The 18,964-nt window shown below is 66.2% G+C and carries 16 protein-coding genes and 1 pseudogene; 11 read left to right on the forward strand and 6 right to left on the reverse strand.

What is annotated here, in order from left to right; genetic code table 11:
* Positions 1–6 precede the first annotated feature (6 nt).
* From IF46_RS0131180 to IF46_RS34635, 6 genes are read left to right on the forward strand one after another with little or no spacing between them, the layout of a single operon-like run.
* A complete protein-coding gene (locus IF46_RS0131180) occupies positions 7–678 on the forward strand; it encodes a vWA domain-containing protein (protein WP_051724289.1) in 672 nt (223 codons plus the stop codon).
* Positions 626–1,990, forward strand: coding sequence for a protein kinase domain-containing protein (locus tag IF46_RS0131185; protein WP_084598115.1), 1,365 nt, complete (start codon positions 626–628; stop codon positions 1,988–1,990). The genes IF46_RS0131180 and IF46_RS0131185 overlap by 53 nt, the downstream gene beginning before the upstream one ends.
* On the forward strand, positions 1,987–5,187 hold the full coding sequence (locus tag IF46_RS0131190; RefSeq protein WP_157563710.1) for a DEAD/DEAH box helicase: 3,201 nt from the start codon (positions 1,987–1,989) through the stop codon (positions 5,185–5,187). Before IF46_RS0131185 ends, IF46_RS0131190 begins: the two co-directional genes overlap by 4 nt.
* Positions 5,165–6,391 (forward strand): hypothetical protein, encoded by a 1,227-nt coding sequence (locus tag IF46_RS0131195; RefSeq protein ID WP_030491993.1) that lies wholly within the window; start codon positions 5,165–5,167, stop codon positions 6,389–6,391. Before IF46_RS0131190 ends, IF46_RS0131195 begins: the two co-directional genes overlap by 23 nt.
* A complete protein-coding gene (locus IF46_RS33510; protein ID WP_030491994.1) occupies positions 6,372–8,666 on the forward strand; it encodes an AAA family ATPase in 2,295 nt (764 codons plus the stop codon). The genes IF46_RS0131195 and IF46_RS33510 overlap by 20 nt, the downstream gene beginning before the upstream one ends.
* A complete protein-coding gene (locus IF46_RS34635; protein WP_157563713.1) occupies positions 8,663–10,735 on the forward strand; it encodes a hypothetical protein in 2,073 nt (690 codons plus the stop codon). The genes IF46_RS33510 and IF46_RS34635 overlap by 4 nt, the downstream gene beginning before the upstream one ends.
* Before the next feature lie 131 nt (positions 10,736–10,866).
* Here IF46_RS34635 and IF46_RS0131215 read toward each other — a convergent pair whose 3' ends face one another.
* The 4 genes from IF46_RS0131215 to IF46_RS35835 form a co-directional block, all read right to left on the reverse strand.
* On the reverse strand, positions 10,867–12,498 hold the full coding sequence (locus tag IF46_RS0131215) for a polyketide antibiotic transporter (protein ID WP_030491997.1): 1,632 nt from the start codon (positions 12,496–12,498) through the stop codon (positions 10,867–10,869).
* Positions 12,495–13,394, reverse strand: a complete 900-nt coding sequence (locus IF46_RS0131220; protein ID WP_030491998.1) for an ABC transporter ATP-binding protein — start codon at positions 13,392–13,394, stop codon at positions 12,495–12,497. The genes IF46_RS0131215 and IF46_RS0131220 overlap by 4 nt, the downstream gene beginning before the upstream one ends.
* A gap of 314 nt (positions 13,395–13,708) precedes the next feature.
* Positions 13,709–14,173 carry a dCMP deaminase gene (locus IF46_RS0131225; protein WP_030491999.1) on the reverse strand — a complete coding sequence of 155 codons (465 nt, stop codon included), beginning with the start codon at positions 14,171–14,173 and terminating at the stop codon, positions 13,709–13,711.
* 258 nt (positions 14,174–14,431) lie between these two features.
* Positions 14,432–14,773 carry a DUF1731 domain-containing protein gene (locus IF46_RS35835; RefSeq protein ID WP_420063608.1) on the reverse strand — a complete coding sequence of 114 codons (342 nt, stop codon included), beginning with the start codon at positions 14,771–14,773 and terminating at the stop codon, positions 14,432–14,434.
* Here IF46_RS35835 and IF46_RS35840 point away from each other — a divergent pair.
* The 3 genes and pseudogenes from IF46_RS35840 to IF46_RS34640 form a co-directional block, all read left to right on the forward strand.
* Positions 14,659–15,006: pseudogene (locus IF46_RS35840) on the forward strand (BTAD domain-containing putative transcriptional regulator); the annotation flags it as partial. The gene IF46_RS35835 and the pseudogene IF46_RS35840 overlap by 115 nt on opposite strands.
* A 103-nt stretch (positions 15,007–15,109) precedes the next feature.
* On the forward strand, positions 15,110–15,568 hold the full coding sequence (locus tag IF46_RS0131240) for a hypothetical protein (RefSeq protein ID WP_157563716.1): 459 nt from the start codon (positions 15,110–15,112) through the stop codon (positions 15,566–15,568).
* Positions 15,569–15,769: 201 nt separating this feature from the next.
* Positions 15,770–15,910 (forward strand): hypothetical protein, encoded by a 141-nt coding sequence (locus IF46_RS34640; RefSeq protein WP_157563718.1) that lies wholly within the window; start codon positions 15,770–15,772, stop codon positions 15,908–15,910.
* A 32-nt stretch (positions 15,911–15,942) separates the two neighbouring features.
* Here IF46_RS34640 and IF46_RS0131250 read toward each other — a convergent pair whose 3' ends face one another.
* Complete coding sequence (locus IF46_RS0131250) at positions 15,943–16,263, reverse strand: hypothetical protein (RefSeq protein WP_051724290.1); 321 nt, start codon at positions 16,261–16,263, stop codon at positions 15,943–15,945.
* A gap of 174 nt (positions 16,264–16,437) precedes the next feature.
* On the opposite strand from IF46_RS0131250, the gene IF46_RS0131255 reads away from it, so the two are divergent.
* The gene (locus IF46_RS0131255) at positions 16,438–16,830 is read left to right on the forward strand and encodes a VOC family protein (RefSeq protein WP_036393841.1); all 393 of its coding nucleotides are present in this window, start codon (positions 16,438–16,440) and stop codon (positions 16,828–16,830) included.
* A 392-nt stretch (positions 16,831–17,222) separates the two neighbouring features.
* Here IF46_RS0131255 and IF46_RS0131260 read toward each other — a convergent pair whose 3' ends face one another.
* On the reverse strand, positions 17,223–18,113 hold the full coding sequence (locus IF46_RS0131260; protein ID WP_030492003.1) for an IS481 family transposase: 891 nt from the start codon (positions 18,111–18,113) through the stop codon (positions 17,223–17,225).
* A gap of 157 nt (positions 18,114–18,270) precedes the next feature.
* Here IF46_RS0131260 and IF46_RS0131265 point away from each other — a divergent pair, with 157 nt between their 5' ends.
* Entirely contained in the window at positions 18,271–18,870 is a 600-nt protein-coding gene (locus tag IF46_RS0131265; protein WP_232234228.1) for a GNAT family N-acetyltransferase, read from the forward strand.
* Positions 18,871–18,964 lie beyond the last annotated feature (94 nt).

Here is an 18,964-nt window from a genome sequence, read left to right on the forward strand (position 1 = left end):
ACACTTATGTCTCTACTCGACAGCCTCACACCCGCTGCGGCGAGGACGCTGCCAGTCATCCTGCTGCTCGACACGAGTGGCAGCATGCAGGAGGATAGCAAGATCGATGTTCTCAATGACGCCGTCACCGAGATGATTGACGAACTCGCGGAAGCTGATGCTGGCCATGGCTACATCACTCTCAGCATCGTGACCTTCGGCGGCAGCAGTGCCAAGGTGCTGGTCGAGCACACGCCGGTGGGCGAGGTCGAGTTCAGCTCCCTTACCGCTCGGGGAAAGACACCGCTCGGTGATGGCTTCCGGCTCGCCCGGGCGATTATCGAGGACAGAGACGCTCTGCCTTCGCGGGCCTACCGACCCACCATCGCCCTCGTCTCAGACGGCCTCCCTACTGACAGGAACTGGGAGGAGGAACTCGACGCGCTCCTGGCAAGCGAACGTGGGCAGAAGTGCACCAAGTTCGCGCTGGCGGTCGGAGCCGACGCAGATCGGGACATGCTGGCGCGCTTCAGCGGCAGCCAACCCCACACGACCGACCGCGCTGGCGAGATCCGCAAGTTCCTCCAGTTCGTCACAAACACGGTCACCAATGTCACCCTGACCGCCCTCGACTCGGTGCAGGACGATGCTGACACTGCCGCATCAATCGTGCGGCTCCAGGGCGACGATGCGTTCTGACGCCACGCTTGTTACCGACGACGCCGGGGTCAACTTCACTCTCGGCCCTCTGATCGCCAAAGGTGGGCAGGGGGCGGTCTACCGGGTCGAGGGTTACCCCGAAGTGGCCATCAAGCTGCTCGAACGACCGGAGGACCTCGAACGGATCAAGAGCGTACGCCGGTTGCCGCTCGACGGCCTTCCCGTGGCCGCACCCGTAACACTGATCCAGGGCCGCCGCTCGGGGTACACAATGCGCCTCGCCAGCGACATGCGACCGTTGCGGGAGCCGTACCTGCCAAGCGATTTCGGCCCCCGTGAGACGACCCCGAGGTGGTACTCGGAGACAGGCGGCCTCCGACGCCGGCTAGCGATCGCGGCTAACACCGCAGATGTAATCGCGAAGCTCCACGGACTTGGCCTGACCTACGTCGACCTCAACCCCAACAACGTCATGGTCTCCGTCGACCTCACCCGAGACGTGACGTGGTTGATCGACTGCGACAACCTGACGTCGATGTCCAAGCCGAAGTGGGATGTCCTCGGCTTCCGCGGATATGCCGCACCCGAACGTAAGCGCAAGGCACCACCGTCCACGCTCGCCGACGCCTACATCCTCGGCGTTCACGTGTTCCGCATGCTCGTTCTGCGGCACCCGCTGGAGGGCGCTATGGCTGACGCACTCGATGGCAACGAGGCACGCGAACGGATGGACCGCGGCGACCTGCCCTACGTCGCAGACCGCGACGACGACTCCAACAGGCTGGCGCGCGGAACATTCGGGTGGGGCATCTTCGACCTCGTGCTCAGCAAGCAAGTGCAGAGACTTTGCCGTCAAACATTCTCCGAGGGACGCCTCGACCCCACGAAGCGCCCCGGCTCCGCACGCTGGCGCGAAGTCCTGTTCGCCGCATTGAACAATGTCATCGACTGCCCGGCGCCTTGCGGCTGGTCGTACTTCCGGACTGTCAAGGCCTGTCCGAGTTGCGGGACCCCCAGCGGTGCCGTCGCCCTGCTGTCCGTCTATGGCGGCGACTTCGAGCAGCCGCTCTCCGAACGCGACACCTTCGTCGTTTCACAAAGCATCGACACCGCCGTCCTTCCCCGGCACCTCTGGGGGAGGTTCGACCAGCACGACGCCGTCGTCACCCTTCAGCCGACGAGTCGAGGGCTCGAGATAAAGCCTCAACACGACGTCACGCTCACCGACAAGTCCGGCAAGGTCACCCAGCGGGTGCGCCTCCCCGCTCCCGGACGTGTTGTGCGGCTCAAGCTGGAAGCACCTGGCCGACCAGCGCGGATGCTGGCGCTCCGGACCATGGCTGCGTCGTGAAACTCCTCGGCTTTCCCTGCAGCGCGGATCGCACCATTCGGCTCAGCTCGCGAGAAAGCGTCGGCGGTGCGGCTGGCCAGCGGGTTCGCTTGTCCTTCTCCGGCTCAGGAGTCCTGCTGACAGCAGACGGGACCTCATGGATGTGCGACCCGCCCGAGCCGGACGACCTGGAGTGGCTGCAGACCGTAGCGTCCGCGGGTACCTATGTCGTCGAGCTCCTCCAACCGGGCACCGACGTGGTCCTTCGCGTCCTCACTTTCGACGGCATCCAGCACTGGACCGAGCCACGGGAAATCGGGGTCGACGACCTGATCGTCGAGACTGCTCAGAGGACCAACCGATCGCTGAAACGCTCCACTGACGTCATCGACTGGCTGACGGAGACGATCTGCCTCGCCGGCCCCGAACCGATGGCCGTCGTAGTAGCGTCCTCCGGGACCCACGACGACAAGAACGGAGCGTTCCGGCTCGTCGGCGCCGGGATCGCGATGGATGTCAAACTTCTTGACGAGCGGCTCGTCGCCTCCCGAATCGTTCGCTACCGGCCACGGGCCGAACGTCGGCTCCTGCTGGTGCGGGGAGAGATCCGGTTCAGTGACATCTCGCGCACGGCGCCGCTCTCCTACATGCAGCAGCAGGAGTTGCGCCAGCTCGCCGAAGAGAACAACGCCTATCTGGCGATCTGGGACGAGTACAACCAACTCGAGCTAAACGCGGCTGCGGCCGCCGCGCGGGATATCGGCTGGGCGCCCTATGACCGAGTGTCCCGTCGGGCCGACGGCAGTTGGGAGTTCGAGTTGCGTACGCATCTGCGATCGGATGCCCTACGTGACCGGATTGGTTCGGAGACCGTCGGGCTCGAAGCCGGTGCCAAAGTCGCCTTTGACGAGACCGTGGACACCGGACGCTCATCCACGACCAAAGTGATCATCGGGCTGGGCCGCGTAACCCGACAGGGAACGATCGTCATTACTCCATCCGCAGACGACGGCGACGTCGCGCTTCCCCAGAGCGGGCACGTGGCGGGCGCGTTCACACTCGACAAGGTCCGGATCGACCGCCGGAACAGGGCTCGAGAGGCGATAACCGATGGCACGACCGTGCCGGTGCGGCAGCTGGCGACGATCCTTGGCGACAAGCCTCCCATCCCGGTCGGCCGTCGTCGCCTGCATCCCCCAATGTCCGCACGGGTTCGCGAAGTCCTCGGCGGTCAGCCAACGCCAGCACAGCTACAAGCCATCGACATGGCAATCAACTCGCCGGACGTCGCCCTGATCCAGGGCCCTCCTGGCACGGGCAAGACCCGCGTCATCGCCGCGATCCAAGCGAGACTCGCGGAGATCAACCGCGGCGAGTCCGCCCTAGCTCGTCGCGTCCTGCTCACGAGCTACCAGCACGACGCGGTCGCGAACCTCGTCCAAGCCGCGGACGACGGGACCCTACCTCCCGTAAAACTTGGGCGGCAGGACGGCCGAGAGGACCAATCGCACCTTGCTGCGTGGACACACGACCTCATCAAACGGCTCGAGCGCAGACATGCCACGTCCCACTCCGGCGACATCCTCCGCGCTCAGCGCGAGCTCGCGGACCGGACCGACTACTACCTCAATGTCAATCCGAACGTCACCGAGACTGTCGAACTTCTCGGCTGGATCGAACGACATGTCGACCTCGTGGACGCTGGGATCGCCGTCGATGCCGGCAGAGCGGCACGCCGACTCACCTACGAGCTTGGCGCCGCCGGCGCACGGGTGCACCAGGAGCGGATCCTTGCCCTCGCCAGGAGACTGCGGACCACCGCTGCCGGGTACGAGGATGACGGTGCAGACACTGCTCGTGCCGCCTTCACGACGCAGTCGTTCCACGACACCCTCGACGGCGAGCAACGCAGGAACCTCGAGGCCGCCGCACGCGGGGACCTGAGCATCGACGAAGCGATCAAGTCCATGGCAGCCATCCGCGACAGTGTCATCGACCGCGTGCTGGACAGCCGCGCCAGGGCTGGCTTCGTCTCACGATTCCCCGAGGTGGACGCGATTCTTCAGCGCGCCCGCAACGAAGCACAGCGACAGGTTGACCTGCAAGTCACCTCGGTCGATCGGGTCGTTGCCGGGTTTCGGGACGTCGTCGAACGCCAACCCGCGGCCGTCCATGACTCGATCATGGCCCACACGCGCGCGCTCGCCGCAACCTGCCAGCAGTCCGTCTCCGGCTCGATGCGCGACGTGCAATCAGTCCCCTTCGACACAGTCATCGTCGACGAGGCAGCTCGCGCCAACCCGCTCGATCTGATGATCCCACTCGCTCTGGCCAGTGGCCGTGCGATTCTGGTCGGCGACCATCGTCAGCTGCCTCAACTGCTGGACGAGACGATCGCGCCGAAGATCTCAGCCCGTCACGACTCAGTCGTCGTGAGGAATGTACTGAGCCGGTCGTTGTTCGAGCGCCTATTCACCAAGCTGCAGGATGCAGAACGCCGGGACGGGCAGAAGCGGGTCATAACCCTCGACCGTCAATACCGCATGCACCCAGTGCTCGGCACGTTCATCAACCAGCAGTTCTACGCCCCGTACGGAGAGCACGTCACGAACGGATTCTCCGACGAGGCACGGTTCGCGCACGGGCTCACGAGGTACTCAGGGGCAGCGTGCGGATGGCTCGACGTACCACCGGAGTCAGGCCCCGAGGTCAGGGCTGGGAGCAGCTTCAGCCGGCCTGCCGAGGCGACTGTCATCGTGAACGAGCTCAAGGACGCGCTCGAAGAGAACCACGACCTCACCTTCGGGGTCGTGACGTTCTATAAGGGGCAGGCGGCAGCGATCTGGCGGGAGATGCGCGAAGCCGGACTCGCAGACAGGGACGAGACACTGAACTCCTCGTACCCCGCGCTGTGGTCCTCGCGCGGACTGCCCCGCGTCAGAATCGGGACCGTCGACGCGTTCCAGGGCCGCGAGTTCGATGTCGTGTTCCTCTCCACGACGAGATCCAGGCGATCAGGATCGCGGCAGAGACCGCAATTCGGCTTCCTCGTCCTGCCGAACCGTCTGTGCGTCGCGATGAGCCGCCAGCGCAGGCTTCTCGTCGCTGTCGGCGACTCCAGCATGTACAGCACAGATGAGGCACGCGAGGCTCTACCCGCACTCCACGCGTTCTTCGAGCTGACGGGGGGAGAACATGGCCTCCGCCGACGTCCGTGAACTGCCCGTCTACACCCTGTCGGAGCTCTCTCGTTGGGTCCGCTCGACAAGGCACACAGTCCTCACCCCCGCAGCCCGCTGGCGTGTCGTCGTTGAGCAACTCACACCGATCTCCAGCGATATCCTGCTCGAAACCGTCCTCGAGCTTCGCATGGCAGGTGAGACGTCCAGCGAACGTATCAGCGACCTGTTGCAGATCCCTGTCGACCTCGTCCAGCACCTGCAGGCTCGGATCACGACCGACAAGCTCAAGTATTCGGGCGATGGACAGATTCGCACGGGGAAGTCATCCGTCACCTGGGTCTATCGCGATCTCGCGACTGGGGAACTCTGGCCGGAATCCGCAACTGACGCCCCACAGAAGAATGTGCGTTATGAGCGAACGTTTGCAGGAACACACGAGGCTGGTACCGCTGGCCGCCCAGAGTTGATTCACTGCGTGGTGCTCGACCACGAGGGGACCGAGCCGAGACAGCCAACCAGTATCGAGCTTGCGCGGTTTAGCAGCGCTTCCAGGGACCCCAACCGCCGAACGGTGCTCGTGAGCGACGCGGAGCGATGCCTGGTCATGAGCCCGCTGATGCGTACAAGCTCAGGCCTCGCCGTGATGACGTCGCTCGGTACCCCGCATGTCGGACTCACCCAGGCCCTGGGCAGGTTCTCGGCCCACAACCAGCAGGCGCGGCGCTGGCTCCAGGGCGTCCCGGCGACGGGCCAGCCGGTTCGGCGGCGACGAACACCGCTGGTCGCGGCGATTGATGAGCTTCGTGACTCGCTCACGGAGTGGCGGGACAGTCATCATGATAGGGATCACCTCATCAGCCGAGCAGAGCTTGCGTTGCGCCGGGCCTGCGACCAGCGTTGGTACACGGCGCACCGCGACTCGTTCGAGACCTCGACCGATGAGGCGAATAGGGACCAACTAATCGAGAAACTGGGCCTATCGAGAGAACGCGCGAATACCCTCATGCGCGCCGAAATTGGCAGCGTCGAGGAGGCGGTCCTCAAACTCGTCAGCGACCCAGCCTTCATCGAGATCGACGCAGAGTGGCTCCGCGCGTTAGCGGACGTTACCGCGAAATGGGTGGAGGCGACCCGACACAGCGTGCAGATTTCTCTCGAGCAGCTCGCCCAAGACGTCATCGATCTCTGCGCGCAACTGCAGAACAGCCAGGAGGTAGCCGATGTCGGCCAAACCGAATAAGAACCGCGCAGCCGACGACAAGGCGAAACTCGACGACATCGAGCGCGGCCTCGCCGCCGCCGAGGCGCCACCTGCCGATCTGCTGGCCGAGGCCGAGGCTGAGGGGATCGCCCTGAACGACGAGTCGCTCAACGCGACGCGCCTGCGAAACGTGTGGCTTTCGGTCAGAAACAACGAGGCCGCATGGAAGAAGGCGCGCACCCTCGCAGAGCTGTCCCAGAGGGCAGCCGACGAGTCTCGCGCGGAGCTCGCCAAACGAGAGAAGGCGCTGACCGAGCGCGAAGAACTCGCTGCCGCGATGGACGCCGATCTCGCGCAGAAGGAAGCAGAACTCGAGAGGGCTCGCCTTGCCGCGCGGGAAGGCTTTGCCGACGAGCAGCGCGGCGTGCTTGACAACCTCAGGAGGAAGCACGCGGACCTGCTGGAGCAGATCTCGGCGCTCGAGGAACGGGCTAACACCGAGGCTCAGAAGATTCTCGCGGAAGCGCGGACTCAAGCACGCCAGATTCGGGAGGAGGCGCAGCATGCGTTCCATGATCAGGTCGATGCTCTGTCGAGAGAACGTGCAGGCCTGTACTCCAGAGAGAGCGCGCTCGCCGAGCGCGAGACAAGGCTGAAGGCCGACCTAGAGTTGGCCGAGGCGAAGCAGGCGATGCTGGGGCAGCAGTTCCAGGTCCGACTGGGTATGGAAGTCGCGTCCGTTCAGGAGGAACGCGACAGCGCCCAGGCCCGTTACGAGCTTGAACGTGCGAGACGTGAAGCGCTCGAACGGGAGCGCGCGGAGCTTCGAGCGGTACTCGCCCGCTACGGCGGCGACCCGCGAACCGCCAACGCACGCATCGACGAACTCGTCGAGCATAACCAGAGGCTGCTCGACGAGCTCTCCCGCCGCCCACCAGCCAACGAGATCGACGAAGTGCGCTCGCGCGCCGCCCGCGCCGAGGAAGCGCAGGCGGAGGCGGAAGCGCTCCGGCGCGAACGCGACCAACTCGACCGGCAGCTTCGCTATCAACTCATCAACGTCGGAGAGCTCGAGGTCTTGAGGGATCAGCGCGATGCGCTCACGGCCCAGAACGAGACGCTGCGGCAGTCGATCAAGCAACAGCGCGCGGAGTGGGAGGAACTCCAGTCGAAAGTCGGCGCCAATGACCCGTTCCCGGCGTGCTCGTCGTACGACCGTCACCAGGATCTGCAGGAAGCGCGGTACCTACGCCAACCAGAGTCCCTCGCCGCACTTGCGGACGACCTTCGGCACCAGATGGCACACTCGGCCGACTTCTACTTCACGGAGTCAGACGTCCGCCTGTTCCTCGCCGGTCTTGCCTCGAACAGGCTCCACCTGCTGCAGGGAATCTCCGGAACCGGGAAGACAAGCCTGCCGCGCGAGTTCTTCAAGGCTCTGAGCGGTGGAGACGACGCCGTCGAAATCGTCGAAGTCCAAGCGGGTTGGCGGGACAAGGACGACCTCTTCGGGTACTACAACGCCTTTGAGAAGCGTTTCGCGGAGAGCGAGTTCACCAAGGCGCTCTACCGTGCGCTCCTTCCAGCCAACGCCGACCGCCCTATGGTGATCGTCCTCGACGAGATGAACCTCGCGCATCCCGAGCAGTACTTCGGAACGATGCTCTCGGTCCTGGAGAACTCGATCGGTCAGGCAGGGTACATCGACCTCCTGACCAGCCCTCTGGACAGCCTGCCACGAGAGTTCGACGGCAACCGACTCCCGCTGCCGCCAAACGTCTGGTTCGTTGGGACCGCCAACCACGACGAGACGACCGTGGCGTTCGCCGACAAGACCTACGACCGAGCGCACGTCCAGGAGTTGCCGTCGCGTCACCAGCCTTTCCGGGCCTTGAGCCGACCCGAGACCGACCCTGTTTCCTTCGACGCTCTCATCGACCTGTTCGACGACGCCGCAAACACGCATGAAGACGCGGTGGGCCAGGCGAAGACCCTCTTGGACGACAGCCTCCGAAAGCTCTTCGCCACGTTCGGAGTCGGGTGGGGCAACCGTCTCGTGCGGCAACTCGACCTTTTCCTGCCCGTCGTTGTCGCTGCCGGCGGCACGCCTACCGAAGCACTCGACCACGTGGTGGCCACCAAGCTGGTGCGGAAGCTGGAGGACCGCTTCGGCGTCCAGCCCGACAACCTCGACAGCCTGGCGGATCGCATTGATCAAGCCTGGGGCAGTTTCGACAGAACGAACACTCCGACCAAGACGATCGAGAAGATCAGAAAGGAAGCCGGACGGCTTCGAGTTGGATTCGGCTCATGACAAGAGCTGTCGACCGCGTCTCTGGTGCCCTCAGCCTTCCCGTAGGAGGTTGGACAGGAAGGTGGTATGACGACGGCCACCATGTCCTCGACACCGCATCCGCAGCTGCCGGTGCCCATACCCGGGACGACATCACATCCGACGATCTCGATGCGCTGGCGACGCTGGAGAAGCCGTTGACGGACGCCTGCGCGTCAGGCATGTGGACTCGGTTAGCGTCGTGCCAGTTGCTCGCCAGCCACGACGACGAGACCCTCCAACTGCAGCAACGCGAGCAGGTGCTGAAGCAGCACATCGGCTCGATCGCGCGCGTGTGCAGTCGGTTCATCACACGCCTTGGCGAACGGGTGGAACTCCTGCCTGTCGCACGCGTAAAACGCCCCGCTCGCCGGGCGATAGATCGGCTGGCCGGGCACACCGAGGACTGGGCGGCTCGCACCCTGGCCGGACCGATCCCGCGCCGAGCACTGGCTGTCACACGGATCGAAGACGCCGACCTGTATGAGAACCGAATGGTCGTTGAGTTGATCCACCCGATCCTCGACGGCGACCTCCGCAGCCGGATCAACCTTCTTCGCCGTCTGAAGCAGGACCTCGCAGACCTCGAACGCGCTCGGCACGAAGGTACGCGCCTGCGGCTGGACCGCCTCTACGGGTTCTGGGGCGCCGAGGCGATCAACGCGAGTAACGCCACCGGTCAGGCGACACAGACGTTGCGTGCGCTGGAGGAACTGCTCACCCGAGTCCAGACCCTACGAGGCAGCGAACTCGCGACCCTCCTCCGCGGGCGACGCACTGGGCAGCGCTCGCTCAGGCGGACCAATGTCACGGACAACGACCGGCACTACCACGCGGCGGGGATCGTGTGGCGAGAGTACGAGCGCCCAGAAACCAAACGCGAGTCGACCGACGCCCGCCACAAACGGCTTGGCGCCCGTCACCGCATCTTCGACGACTACGTCATGGGCCTCATCGCCCGTTCGCTCGACAACCTCGCATGCGTTCCCACCCCCGACCAGATACCTCTGCCCGATCAGCCCGCCTCACTCGACGGCCCTTGGGGACCGGTGATCGTTCACCGCGAGCACACCGGCGTGACCATCGTCGAGTCTGCCGGTGTCCGTACGCGGTTCGTTCCGCTGCTCGACCTTCTGTCCCCTGATGCTGATGAGTCTGAGGTTCGCGAGCGCTGGGGGAGTCTGCCAAGCACCAGCGAGGGCCAGACGGTTGTCGTCTACCTCGCGTCATCGGAGCATGTCCGGGGCGTCGTACCTGATCTCTCGCTTCCGGCACTCTCCAGCGGACCCGACGGACAGCACGGGCGCTCGGCGGTCGTCGGCGTCCCCGTCTCTCCCCTCGAGACCACCAGCCTCGAGCGAGTTGCACGAGCGGTCTCGATCGCCGCCCTGGAGCCTGCCCTCGCCGCCTACCCGACCGACATCCGTGTACGTCGCGGAAAGCTGCCCCGCCGGTTGGTCGATCACCTCTGGGGATCCAAGATCGCCCAAGATGGCCTACCACCACTTCTTGATCGCCCGGACGTGGATCACATCAGATTGCGCCGGCCACTCACAGCCATCGAACAGAGCAGGCTGGAGGGTGTTCTCGATGCCCTGCAGCAGCGGACGACAGCCAGGAGGGGTTGGGAACGAGACATCGCGACGGAGATCACGCAGCTTCGTGAAGCTCTTGAGGCAGCGGCGAAGCAGGTGCGGCGCCTTCTGCGCTGCCCTGGCTGCGGCGTAGCTGCTGGTCCGGAGCAAGTAACCCGATCGAGCGACATCCTTTCGATCACCTGTCGAAGCTGCAACTTCAGGTGGGGACACGAGAGGTGTGGCATCTGCCAGGCGCGGATAGCGATCCTTGAACCCACCCACGACCTGCCAAGTCCAGAAGTCAGTGGCATCGGGTGGGTCGAACGCATCTTCGGACGTGACGCACTCGCGTCTCCATGCTGGGCCCGAACCGTTCCAAAGCGGTACGTCTGCCCGTCATGCGGTGCATGCCCGATCAGCGATCATTCAGAAGGTAAGGCGTGTTCCCGATGCCATGGCGCCAAAGGCACCTGAACCCCCAGGACCCCGGCGTTGTTCCGTGTTTGGCTCCGTCCTGAAACGCCATGACTGGGAGTTGCCTAGCGGACGAGCACCGGGAGTCGGCGTTCACGCCGCAGGCACGTGACCGGAGCCCGTATCACTGTTCAGCCCTGAAGATCGCGCCGCTGGTAGCCCATGACACCGGCCACGCACAGGGCGACGCCCAGCGTGGCCATGATCAGCGTGCTGGTCCAGTCAACCGCGGTGAGTGGGACCGGCGCCAGGTGGGCGAACGGAGAGAGTTCGCGAACCCCGGCGGGTGCGCCGACGCTATCGGCGATCACCAGGAGCAGAAACCCGCCGGTCGCGGGCAATGATCCAGCAAAGGCCGCCGCCCGCGGCGCCCAGCCGGCGGCGAGGATGGCCGCGCCGAGACTGAGCAGCACGACCGGCAGCGTGTTCCAGGCCCCACCCAATGCCGCCAGCCAGCTGAGATCACCTCCGGTCGCGGTGATGCCCGCCCAGACGGCGAACCCGGCGACACTCACCAAGGCGATCGCGCCTCCAGCCGTCGCGGCGATCTCAGCGGCGAGCAGCCGGATCCGGGTGACCGGTTGAGCGGTCAGCAGCGTGAGATTGCGGCTGTTCTCAGCGGCGACGAGAGCGGACACGCGGACCGCCGCGAACCCGCCGACAGGCAATGCCAGCAGCGCGAACAGGGTCGCGGCGAACCCCTCGACCGCACCGAGCGCGGTGAACCCGGCTCGCGCCGCCTCCTCGGCGAGGGCCGGATTGTCGGCCAGGAACTCGGTGACCGACACCGTGGTGAAGCCGATGAGCAGGTAGTAGGCGCCGATGCCCACAGCCCAGCCGGTGAGGGGCCGCAGCATGCGCCGCACCGCGAACGCTCCCACGCCGGACAGAAGCATCAGCCGTGGGCGGCGACCAGCAACGACCGCGATCAGGCCGCCACGGACATCACGGCGGCCGGCAGCGACAACCGCGATGACGGCCAGCAGCACGGCCGCGGCCAGCAGAACCAGCAGCGGCAGGATCCGGTTGCGCGCGTACGGTTCGCTGAGAGCAAGCAGCCCAAACGGTGACAGCCAGCGCAACCACCCAAGTCCGGTGAGGCCATCGCCGACCATGCGCATCAGCAGGGCGGTACCGAGCACTGCCACGGCGGTTCCGGTCGCGGCCGCCCGGGTTGGGAACACCTGCGCGGCCAGCCCGGCGACGGCGACGAAGAACAACCCGAGCACACCGACACCGGCGCCGTGCACGGCGGCGCCGGCCGTGTCCGTACCGGCCAGCAGCAACACCACGGCCACGGCGACGCCCGCGGCGGCCGGGACGATCACGACGGCGGCCAGATGGCGGGCCACCACCTCTCGCAGCGGTGCCCGCCCCGCCAGCAGCACGTCCCACCGGCCGGCGTCCTCCTCACCCCGGGTGATGCGGGTGGTGGCCAGGATCGCCCAGGCAGCGAGCAGGACAGCGAGAAAGGTGCCGAGCCGCCACACCGTGAATCCGCCAGCCTGATCGAGCGCGATCGGTTCGCCGAACAGGGTCCGGATGGCGGGGTTGGCGGCGAGCGCGGCAATGCTGCCAGCGGCGGCGGGATCCGCCATGACACTGGTGTACGTGCTCGCGACGAGCGCCGGCAGGGCAGCGACGAGCACCAGCACGATCAGGCCGCTGCGGCGTAGCTGGCGTACTGCCAGCCTGGTAACGGCTCTCCCAGGGCTGGCCGGCACGCTGAATCCGATGGCCGACGGGACGGTCCTGGTGATCATCGGGTGCTCTCGGCGGCGCCGTAGTAGTCGAGGAAGATCTCTTCGAGGTTCGGTTCGCGGATTGCCAACGCGGTGACCTCGGCGGCGGCGAGCGCCCGCAACGCCGGTGCCGGCGGCCCGATGAGCGAGAACCGTAGCCGCCCGGGGCTGACCTGCTCGACCGTCTCGACGCCAGGGACCAGATCAAGACCTGGCGGGGGTACGCCGATGTACGACACGGTCACCTCGGCGCGATGCAGACCCCTCAGCTGTTCGATGGTGGCGATCTCGACGAGTCGGCCGGCCCGCAGGATCGCGACACGGTCACAGATCGCCTCGACCTCGGCCAGTTGGTGCGAGCTGAGGAACACCGTCTGCCCTCGGTCACGAGCTTCGGCGACAGCGAGTCGGAACTCGCGCTCCATCAGCGGATCGAGGCCGCTGGTCGGCTCGTCCAGCACCAGCAACGGCGCCCGGGTCGCGAACGCCGCGACGAGCGCGACCTTCTGCCGGTTCCCCGTCGAGTAGGCACGGGCCGGCTTGCTGGTATCCAGCGTGAATCGTTGCACCAGTTCATCGCGGTACGCCAGATCGACGCCCGGCCCGGTACACGCCTGCAGGTGCAGGATCTCCGCGCCGGTCAACTGCGGCCACAACGCCACATCTGCCGGCACGTACGCCAGCGACCGATGCGCTCGGGCGACATCCGCCGCGTCGCTGTCGAACACCCAGGCACGCCCCGCCGTGGGGCGGACCTGCCCCAGCAGCAGGCGGATGGTGGTGGACTTACCGGCGCCGTTGGGGCCGAGAAACCCGAACACCTCACCAGCCGGCACTTCGAGGCACAGGTCGTCGAGAGCGGTGATCCGGCCGTAGCGCTTGGTCAGATTGATAGCACGCAACGCGAGATCGTTCATGGCGGAAGTCCTCACCAGCCGACACGGATATGACCGCCGACCAGACTTCCCGGCACACCAGATCCCACCGTACTCCCGCATTCACCCGGCAGGAAGCCGTCACGCAGACACTCAGGACCGTGCGGGGCGCTCAACGTTGATCCTGGGACCCGCTGCTTCTCCAACCGCGCAGTCCGCTCGATCGGCCTCACGATCGCCCGGAGGCGGCGACATGCCGACCCCTCTCGCAGCTCGCCATCCCCGCAACACAAGCCCGGGAGCCTGCCGATCCACCGCACGTGCGAAGCTCCAGTCAGGCAAGGGCGGCTGGAGTACTAGATGTCCAGGTTCAGGACCGCGGCGTTGACCGCCAGCACATCACCGCTGAGATCCGGTATCTCGACGACCTCGACACCCGCCTGCCGCAGCAGTTGCACTCCAACGCACCGGACGAAGAGGGGCGGTTCCCGCAGGGCGAGCACCACCCGGGAGATACCCGAGCTGACAATCATTTCGGTGCACGTGACGGGGTAGGACCGCCGGCTGCTGCACGGTTCCATCGAGGTGTACAGCGTGCTGCCCGTGGGCACCGGCCCGATTGGCCCGAGCTTCGTCAGGGCGACCTGCTCTGCATGGGCTGCCGGGGAGTCCTCCCGGGAGTACCCGGTGGCGAGTTCACGGCCGGACGGGTCGACGAGAACCGCGCCCACCGCGTACGCGTTCATGGTCGGGGGGCATCGTCGGGATAGCTCGACTGCCTTTTGTAACCATCGGCGGTCCTGTTCCTGCTGCTTGGACATGCGCTGCCTGTCCTCCCGTGCGGTGGCCGACCGATGATCAGGCGAGATCCAGCCGCTTGATGCGGTACATCGTGCGTTCGAACAACGCGTCCGCGGTAAGGGTCGGGTAACGAGGTGGAGAGGTCTCCCACTCTGGCAGGTGCATCGGGCTGAGGATCGTCCACGGGGTTGGGTGACAGAACTGCACGATGGAAACCGGCCGCCGCTCTGTCCCGCCTCCGCCACGACACGGTGTACCGCCGCTTTGGCGCGAAGCCGCTAGCCTCGGCGACGCCGTGACGCCAGGTCTGCGGCCGCGGCCTGCCAGTTCGGATAGCCGAACGTAAATCCAGCATCAGAGAGCCGCCCCGGGGTGACCCGCCGGCTCTTCAGTAGCAGTTCGGTGTCCGAACGCATCGCGAACGCGCCGACCTCAGCCATCAACCTGGTGGCCGGCAGGCCAACCGGTCGCGGCCACCGGCTGCAGCAGTGGCCTTGCCGCGGCCTCGAGCCGGATGACGCTCGAGCTCGAACGCGGCAACCACGTCGCTGTCCTGCCCGACCTGGCCGCGCTGGCGCAGGCGTACCCCCTGCGGGACTGGCTGCACGGCGAGCTGGCATTCGCGCTGTGCCGCAACGGACGCGTGACCGCCGCGCCCTCGAGGCGCTCGACCGGGCGCACCGGATGCTCGTCGAGCAGTTCGGACTCGGACTCAGCCAAGAACTCCGGCTGTGTGCCAGCAGGTCCCCACCGAGTCGCGGCAGCTCCAGTCGGTCCGCTCGCTCCTCGCCCGACGGGTCCGCGGTGCCCACGCCGACGGCGTTGGCGGCAAGACAGCGCGCGGATGACCTGACGATGCGGCCGCGATGCGGCGACGCCGAAGGATCACCCCGACGACATGCAGCACGGTTGAGGAGGACAGGATGAAGGTAGGGAAGGTCCGGAAGCATCGCCTGGTGCGGACGCTGATCGCCCTAGTGGCGTTCATGGGACTCGGCGTGGTCACCGCGGCAGTACCGGCGTCGTCGGCGCTGGCCGCGTGTTCGGGCGCCAGCTGTCACAACGTCAATCCCAACGGCCAGTGCAGCGGCACCCGGTACGGCTGGACCGGCGGCGGCTACGACAGCGGACTCGGCATCGTCGTCGTGAAGTCGTCCGGCTGCAGAGCGGCCTGGGCACGCCTGCAGAACGACCAGTACCTCCGCTACAACGGTGGGACGTTCACCGTGCGCATCGAGCGCCGGGTGTGGTCGTCCTACGGCTACTGGTACGCCGGCAGCCTCAGCAAGCAGTTCCCCTCCACCAACGGCGGGGTCTGGACCAACATGCTCGAGGATCTCGACTCCTGGGACGAGCACCAGGCATGCTTCAACTTCATGGGCGGCGCCTGGACCTGTACCCCCTGGATCAGCTGATCAGCAGGCGGACGTCAGGGTCCCCCGGCGGCGGCGCGGGGGGCCCTGAGATCCGTCATCCGCCGGCGCGGTAGGAACGGCCACCATCATCGAGGCGTCGCATGCGCGCTGACGTCGCCATGGCCGGGCGCTCCCGACTGACGACCGGGACCTTCGTGGCTGAACTCTTCGGGCCGTGGCCCCTACATCGCCAGGCGGCGCATGCCGCTGATCGGGCTCCTCGACGCCGTAACCGCTTGGGGCACGCGGATCGGCCTGCAGCAGCGAGCGACCGATCTCGATACAGCGATCGACAAGAGCTTCACGATCACCGCGCCGATGGACGAACAGCCGATCCGATAGCGCTGTCATCGGATTCCCGCGCCAGGCCTCGATCAGGTTGGGCTTCCGGCTCGGCTTGCTTCCAGGCCCTCGGCGCGGCGGGTGGGGTTAGCCGCGATGTCATCCCAATCGGGGCCGTGCAGCCAGAGGCTCTGCGCAGCTTCTCTCAGCAGCGCCGGCTCATCGGGACACTGCAGAAGGTCCAGCCGATAGGCCAGGTTCCGTACCCAGACCGGCAAGAGGCCGTCGACCACCTGTGGGCACAGCTCGCGCAGCATGGCGAGGATCGATTCCGCATCAGCGAAGGTGAGTTCCTCGATGAAGTAGCGATCGTCGTGATCAGAGCTGCATCGCGGCGGATCCCGCAGCCGCATTCGGTCGATTGGGGAACCGCTCACGATCGCCGCGCCTAGTCAGCGGCTGATCAGCGTGCTCGATCAACGTGTTGTGCGTTAGGTTACGTCGTTCAGTGTCGAGCGCGCCGTCGTGCTGGTCGTCGTATCGGTGCGGTCGCCTAGCACCCGCTGGCTTGGACCACAGGAGGCGACATGTCCGACGACATCAGGCTCAGCGCGGTCACCCTGGACTGCCCGGACGCCGTCGGCTTGGCGGAGTTCTACGCCAGCATCACCGGCGGAACCCTGACACATGCCGGGGACGGCTGGGCATGCGTGCTGAGCCCGGCCGGGCGGATCAACTTCCAGACTGTGCCCGGATACATCCCACCCACCTGGCCCGACCCCACCTCTTCGATCATGATGCATCTCGACTTCATGGTCGTGGACCGAGACGCCGCCGAGGCCCGCGTGCTTGCTGCCGGAGCAACAAAGTACGACTTCCAGCCCAACAGCGAACAGTGTTACGTCTACGCCGACCCGGCTGGCCACCCGTTCTGCCTGACCACCTGGGAGGCCACGGCTACACCAATTCAGCTCGGCTGATCGAGCCGCGCAGACGAAGGCCACGGTGCTGCTCACAGGCGGAATACCACGCCCCGTACCAGCCCCAAGGTGCCCGCTCATCGACATAAGCGGACGTCATCCGACTGGATAACCGGAAGCACCATGGCTGACATCTTCGGGTCCACCGAGGAGGTCACCACGACGGATACGCTGGTCATGGCGTTGCGGGTGTGATCCGGCTCTGCTGACGGGACCAGCTACCGGTTCAGGATGGCAGGCATGACACCCCGGTCGGCAATGGCACGTCTGCCGATGTGACGCGAGGCGACCCGGTGCCCCTCTTTATGCCTCCAACTACCGCCAGGCCGGGCAAGGCAACGAGAATCAGCGGTGGGCAGCGAACCGTACGCCGCCTACCGCTGACTCCCGAACTAGGTGTTCTGCCCAGAGAGGTTGAGGACGCGGCTGGCGGGTGGGCCGCCGAGTGCGGTGTGATGGCGGTGGTGATTGTAGGCGTGGAACCAGGCGGGTAGGGCCGCTCGTCGGGCGGTTTCAGATCGGTTGGGCTTGGCGTAGGCCCATTCGTCGGTCATGGTCCGGTGGAAACGCTCGACCTTGCCGTTTGTCTGTGGCCGGTAGGGGCGGGTCTTCTTGACGGTGACACCGAGCTGGGTGCAGGTGTCGTGCCAGAGCCGGGACTTGTAGCAGGAGCCGTTGTCGGTGAGGACGCGGCGGACGGTGCTGCCGGACGAGCGGAACCAGGCGTGGGCGCGTTGCCAGAACGCGGCAGCGGTGTCTTGACGTTCGTCAGGAAGGATTTCGGTGTAGGCCAGCCTGGAGTGATCGTCGATCGCGGTGTGCAGGTAGGCGTAGCCGAGCCGGGCGCCGCCGTCGGGGATGTTGCCGAGCTTCTTGATGCCGATGTGGACCAGGTCGCCGGGATGGGGGTGTTCGTAGCGGCGGATCGGTTCTCGGGTAGCCCGGTCGAGATGGGCCAGGCGGGCGACGCCCGCGCGGCGCAGGATCGCGTGGCAGGTTGAGGCGCCGACCCGGGCGGGTCCCCAACGCCGGCTCGTTCGTAGATGCAGCACCTGGCGTTCCACCTGGGGGCGGGTGCGGTTCGGGCTGTGGTGCGGCCGGCTGGAGCGGTCTTTCATTCCCGCAGCGCCTTCGACGCGGTAGCGCTCGGACCAGCGTTTCGCTGTCGTCGGGCTGACCTGCAACCGTTCCGCGGCCCGGCGCAGCGGCCACTCGTCATCGACGACGTAGCGGGCCAGACGCAGTCTGCCGCGTTCGGTCAGGGGTGCACTAGCGTGGGGCACGAGGACCTCCCGGGTGATGCGGAACCTTCGACAAGCTCCACCTCACCCGGAGCTCCTCACCCATTTCAAGATCTACGCCCTGTCACCAACGTCCATGGGCAGAACACCTAGTTGTACAGGCGGGCGAGGGCCGCACCCGGTCGAAATGAGGTGCTTGATGACCCCGAAGCCCGCCAGGCTGCGCGGCATGGACGTTCGTCTTGAGCCTTGGTCGGAATCCGCGCTCGACCTCCTGCGCCGGATCAACACTCCGCAGATGCGTCGACACGTCGGCGGTCCCGAGCCGGAGGAACAACTGCTTGCCCGGCACCGCCGATACCTTGCCATGCCGGCAGCTGGCCGCGGCTGCATGTTCGCCGTACTGCTCGGCGACGAGATGGTCGGCAGCATCGCATACCACCAGCGTGACTGGCAGGGCCAGCAGATCTACGAGACCGGCTGGAACGTCCTAGCGCCCTACCAGGGCCGAGGCATTGCCTCCGCAGCCGGTACCGCCCTAATCACCATCGTCCGCGAGGCTGCCCGCCACCCCGACGCGCCCCACAGCCTGCACGCGTTCCCCTCAATCGAGAACGCCCCCTCCAACGCACTCTGCCACCGCCTTGGCTTCACTCTCCTCGGCCCTTGCAATTTTGAGTACCCGCCGGGCAGCGGCTCCCTTATGCGCAGCAACGACTGGCGCATCGACCTCGCCAACTCCGGCCGGACTGCCGTCACGCCGCAGCGCGACCGCGTGCGACTTCGACACAGTCCCTAGTAGCGCTTTGTTAGGTCGGCGTGTCGTGGGGTCATCGGGGCGGTCTGAGTAGTTCGATGTTGCGGTGACCCCTGACGAGCTTTCGGTTGTGCGG

The organism is Micromonospora chokoriensis, assembly GCF_000718555.1.
Classification (GTDB): Bacteria; Actinomycetota; Actinomycetes; order Mycobacteriales; family Micromonosporaceae; genus Micromonospora; species Micromonospora chokoriensis_B.

Excerpts from the sequence above, each read along its gene's own strand:
- IF46_RS0131220 (WP_030491998.1), bottom strand. The coding sequence starts at position 13,394 with ATGAACGATCTCGCGTTGCGTGCTATCAATCTGACCAAGCGCTACGGC.
- IF46_RS0131225 (WP_030491999.1), bottom strand. The coding sequence starts at position 14,173 with ATGTCCAAGCAGCAGGAACAGGACCGCCGATGGTTACAAAAGGCAGTC.
- IF46_RS0131180 (WP_051724289.1), top strand. The coding sequence starts at position 7 with ATGTCTCTACTCGACAGCCTCACACCCGCTGCGGCGAGGACGCTGCCA.
- IF46_RS0131185 (WP_084598115.1), top strand. The coding sequence starts at position 626 with ATGCTGACACTGCCGCATCAATCGTGCGGCTCCAGGGCGACGATGCGT.
- IF46_RS0131250 (WP_051724290.1), bottom strand. The coding sequence starts at position 16,263 with ATGCGGCTGCGGGATCCGCCGCGATGCAGCTCTGATCACGACGATCGC.
- IF46_RS0131215 (WP_030491997.1), bottom strand. The coding sequence starts at position 12,498 with ATGATCACCAGGACCGTCCCGTCGGCCATCGGATTCAGCGTGCCGGCC.
- IF46_RS35835 (WP_420063608.1), bottom strand. The coding sequence starts at position 14,773 with ATGCCAGCTCGCCGTGCAGCCAGTCCCGCAGGGGGTACGCCTGCGCCA.
- IF46_RS0131265 (WP_232234228.1), top strand. The coding sequence starts at position 18,271 with ATGACCCCGAAGCCCGCCAGGCTGCGCGGCATGGACGTTCGTCTTGAG.
- IF46_RS33510 (WP_030491994.1), top strand. The coding sequence starts at position 6,372 with ATGTCGGCCAAACCGAATAAGAACCGCGCAGCCGACGACAAGGCGAAA.
- IF46_RS0131195 (WP_030491993.1), top strand. The coding sequence starts at position 5,165 with ATGGCCTCCGCCGACGTCCGTGAACTGCCCGTCTACACCCTGTCGGAG.
- IF46_RS34640 (WP_157563718.1), top strand. The coding sequence starts at position 15,770 with ATGCCGCTGATCGGGCTCCTCGACGCCGTAACCGCTTGGGGCACGCGG.
- IF46_RS34635 (WP_157563713.1), top strand. The coding sequence starts at position 8,663 with ATGACAAGAGCTGTCGACCGCGTCTCTGGTGCCCTCAGCCTTCCCGTA.
- IF46_RS0131255 (WP_036393841.1), top strand. The coding sequence starts at position 16,438 with ATGTCCGACGACATCAGGCTCAGCGCGGTCACCCTGGACTGCCCGGAC.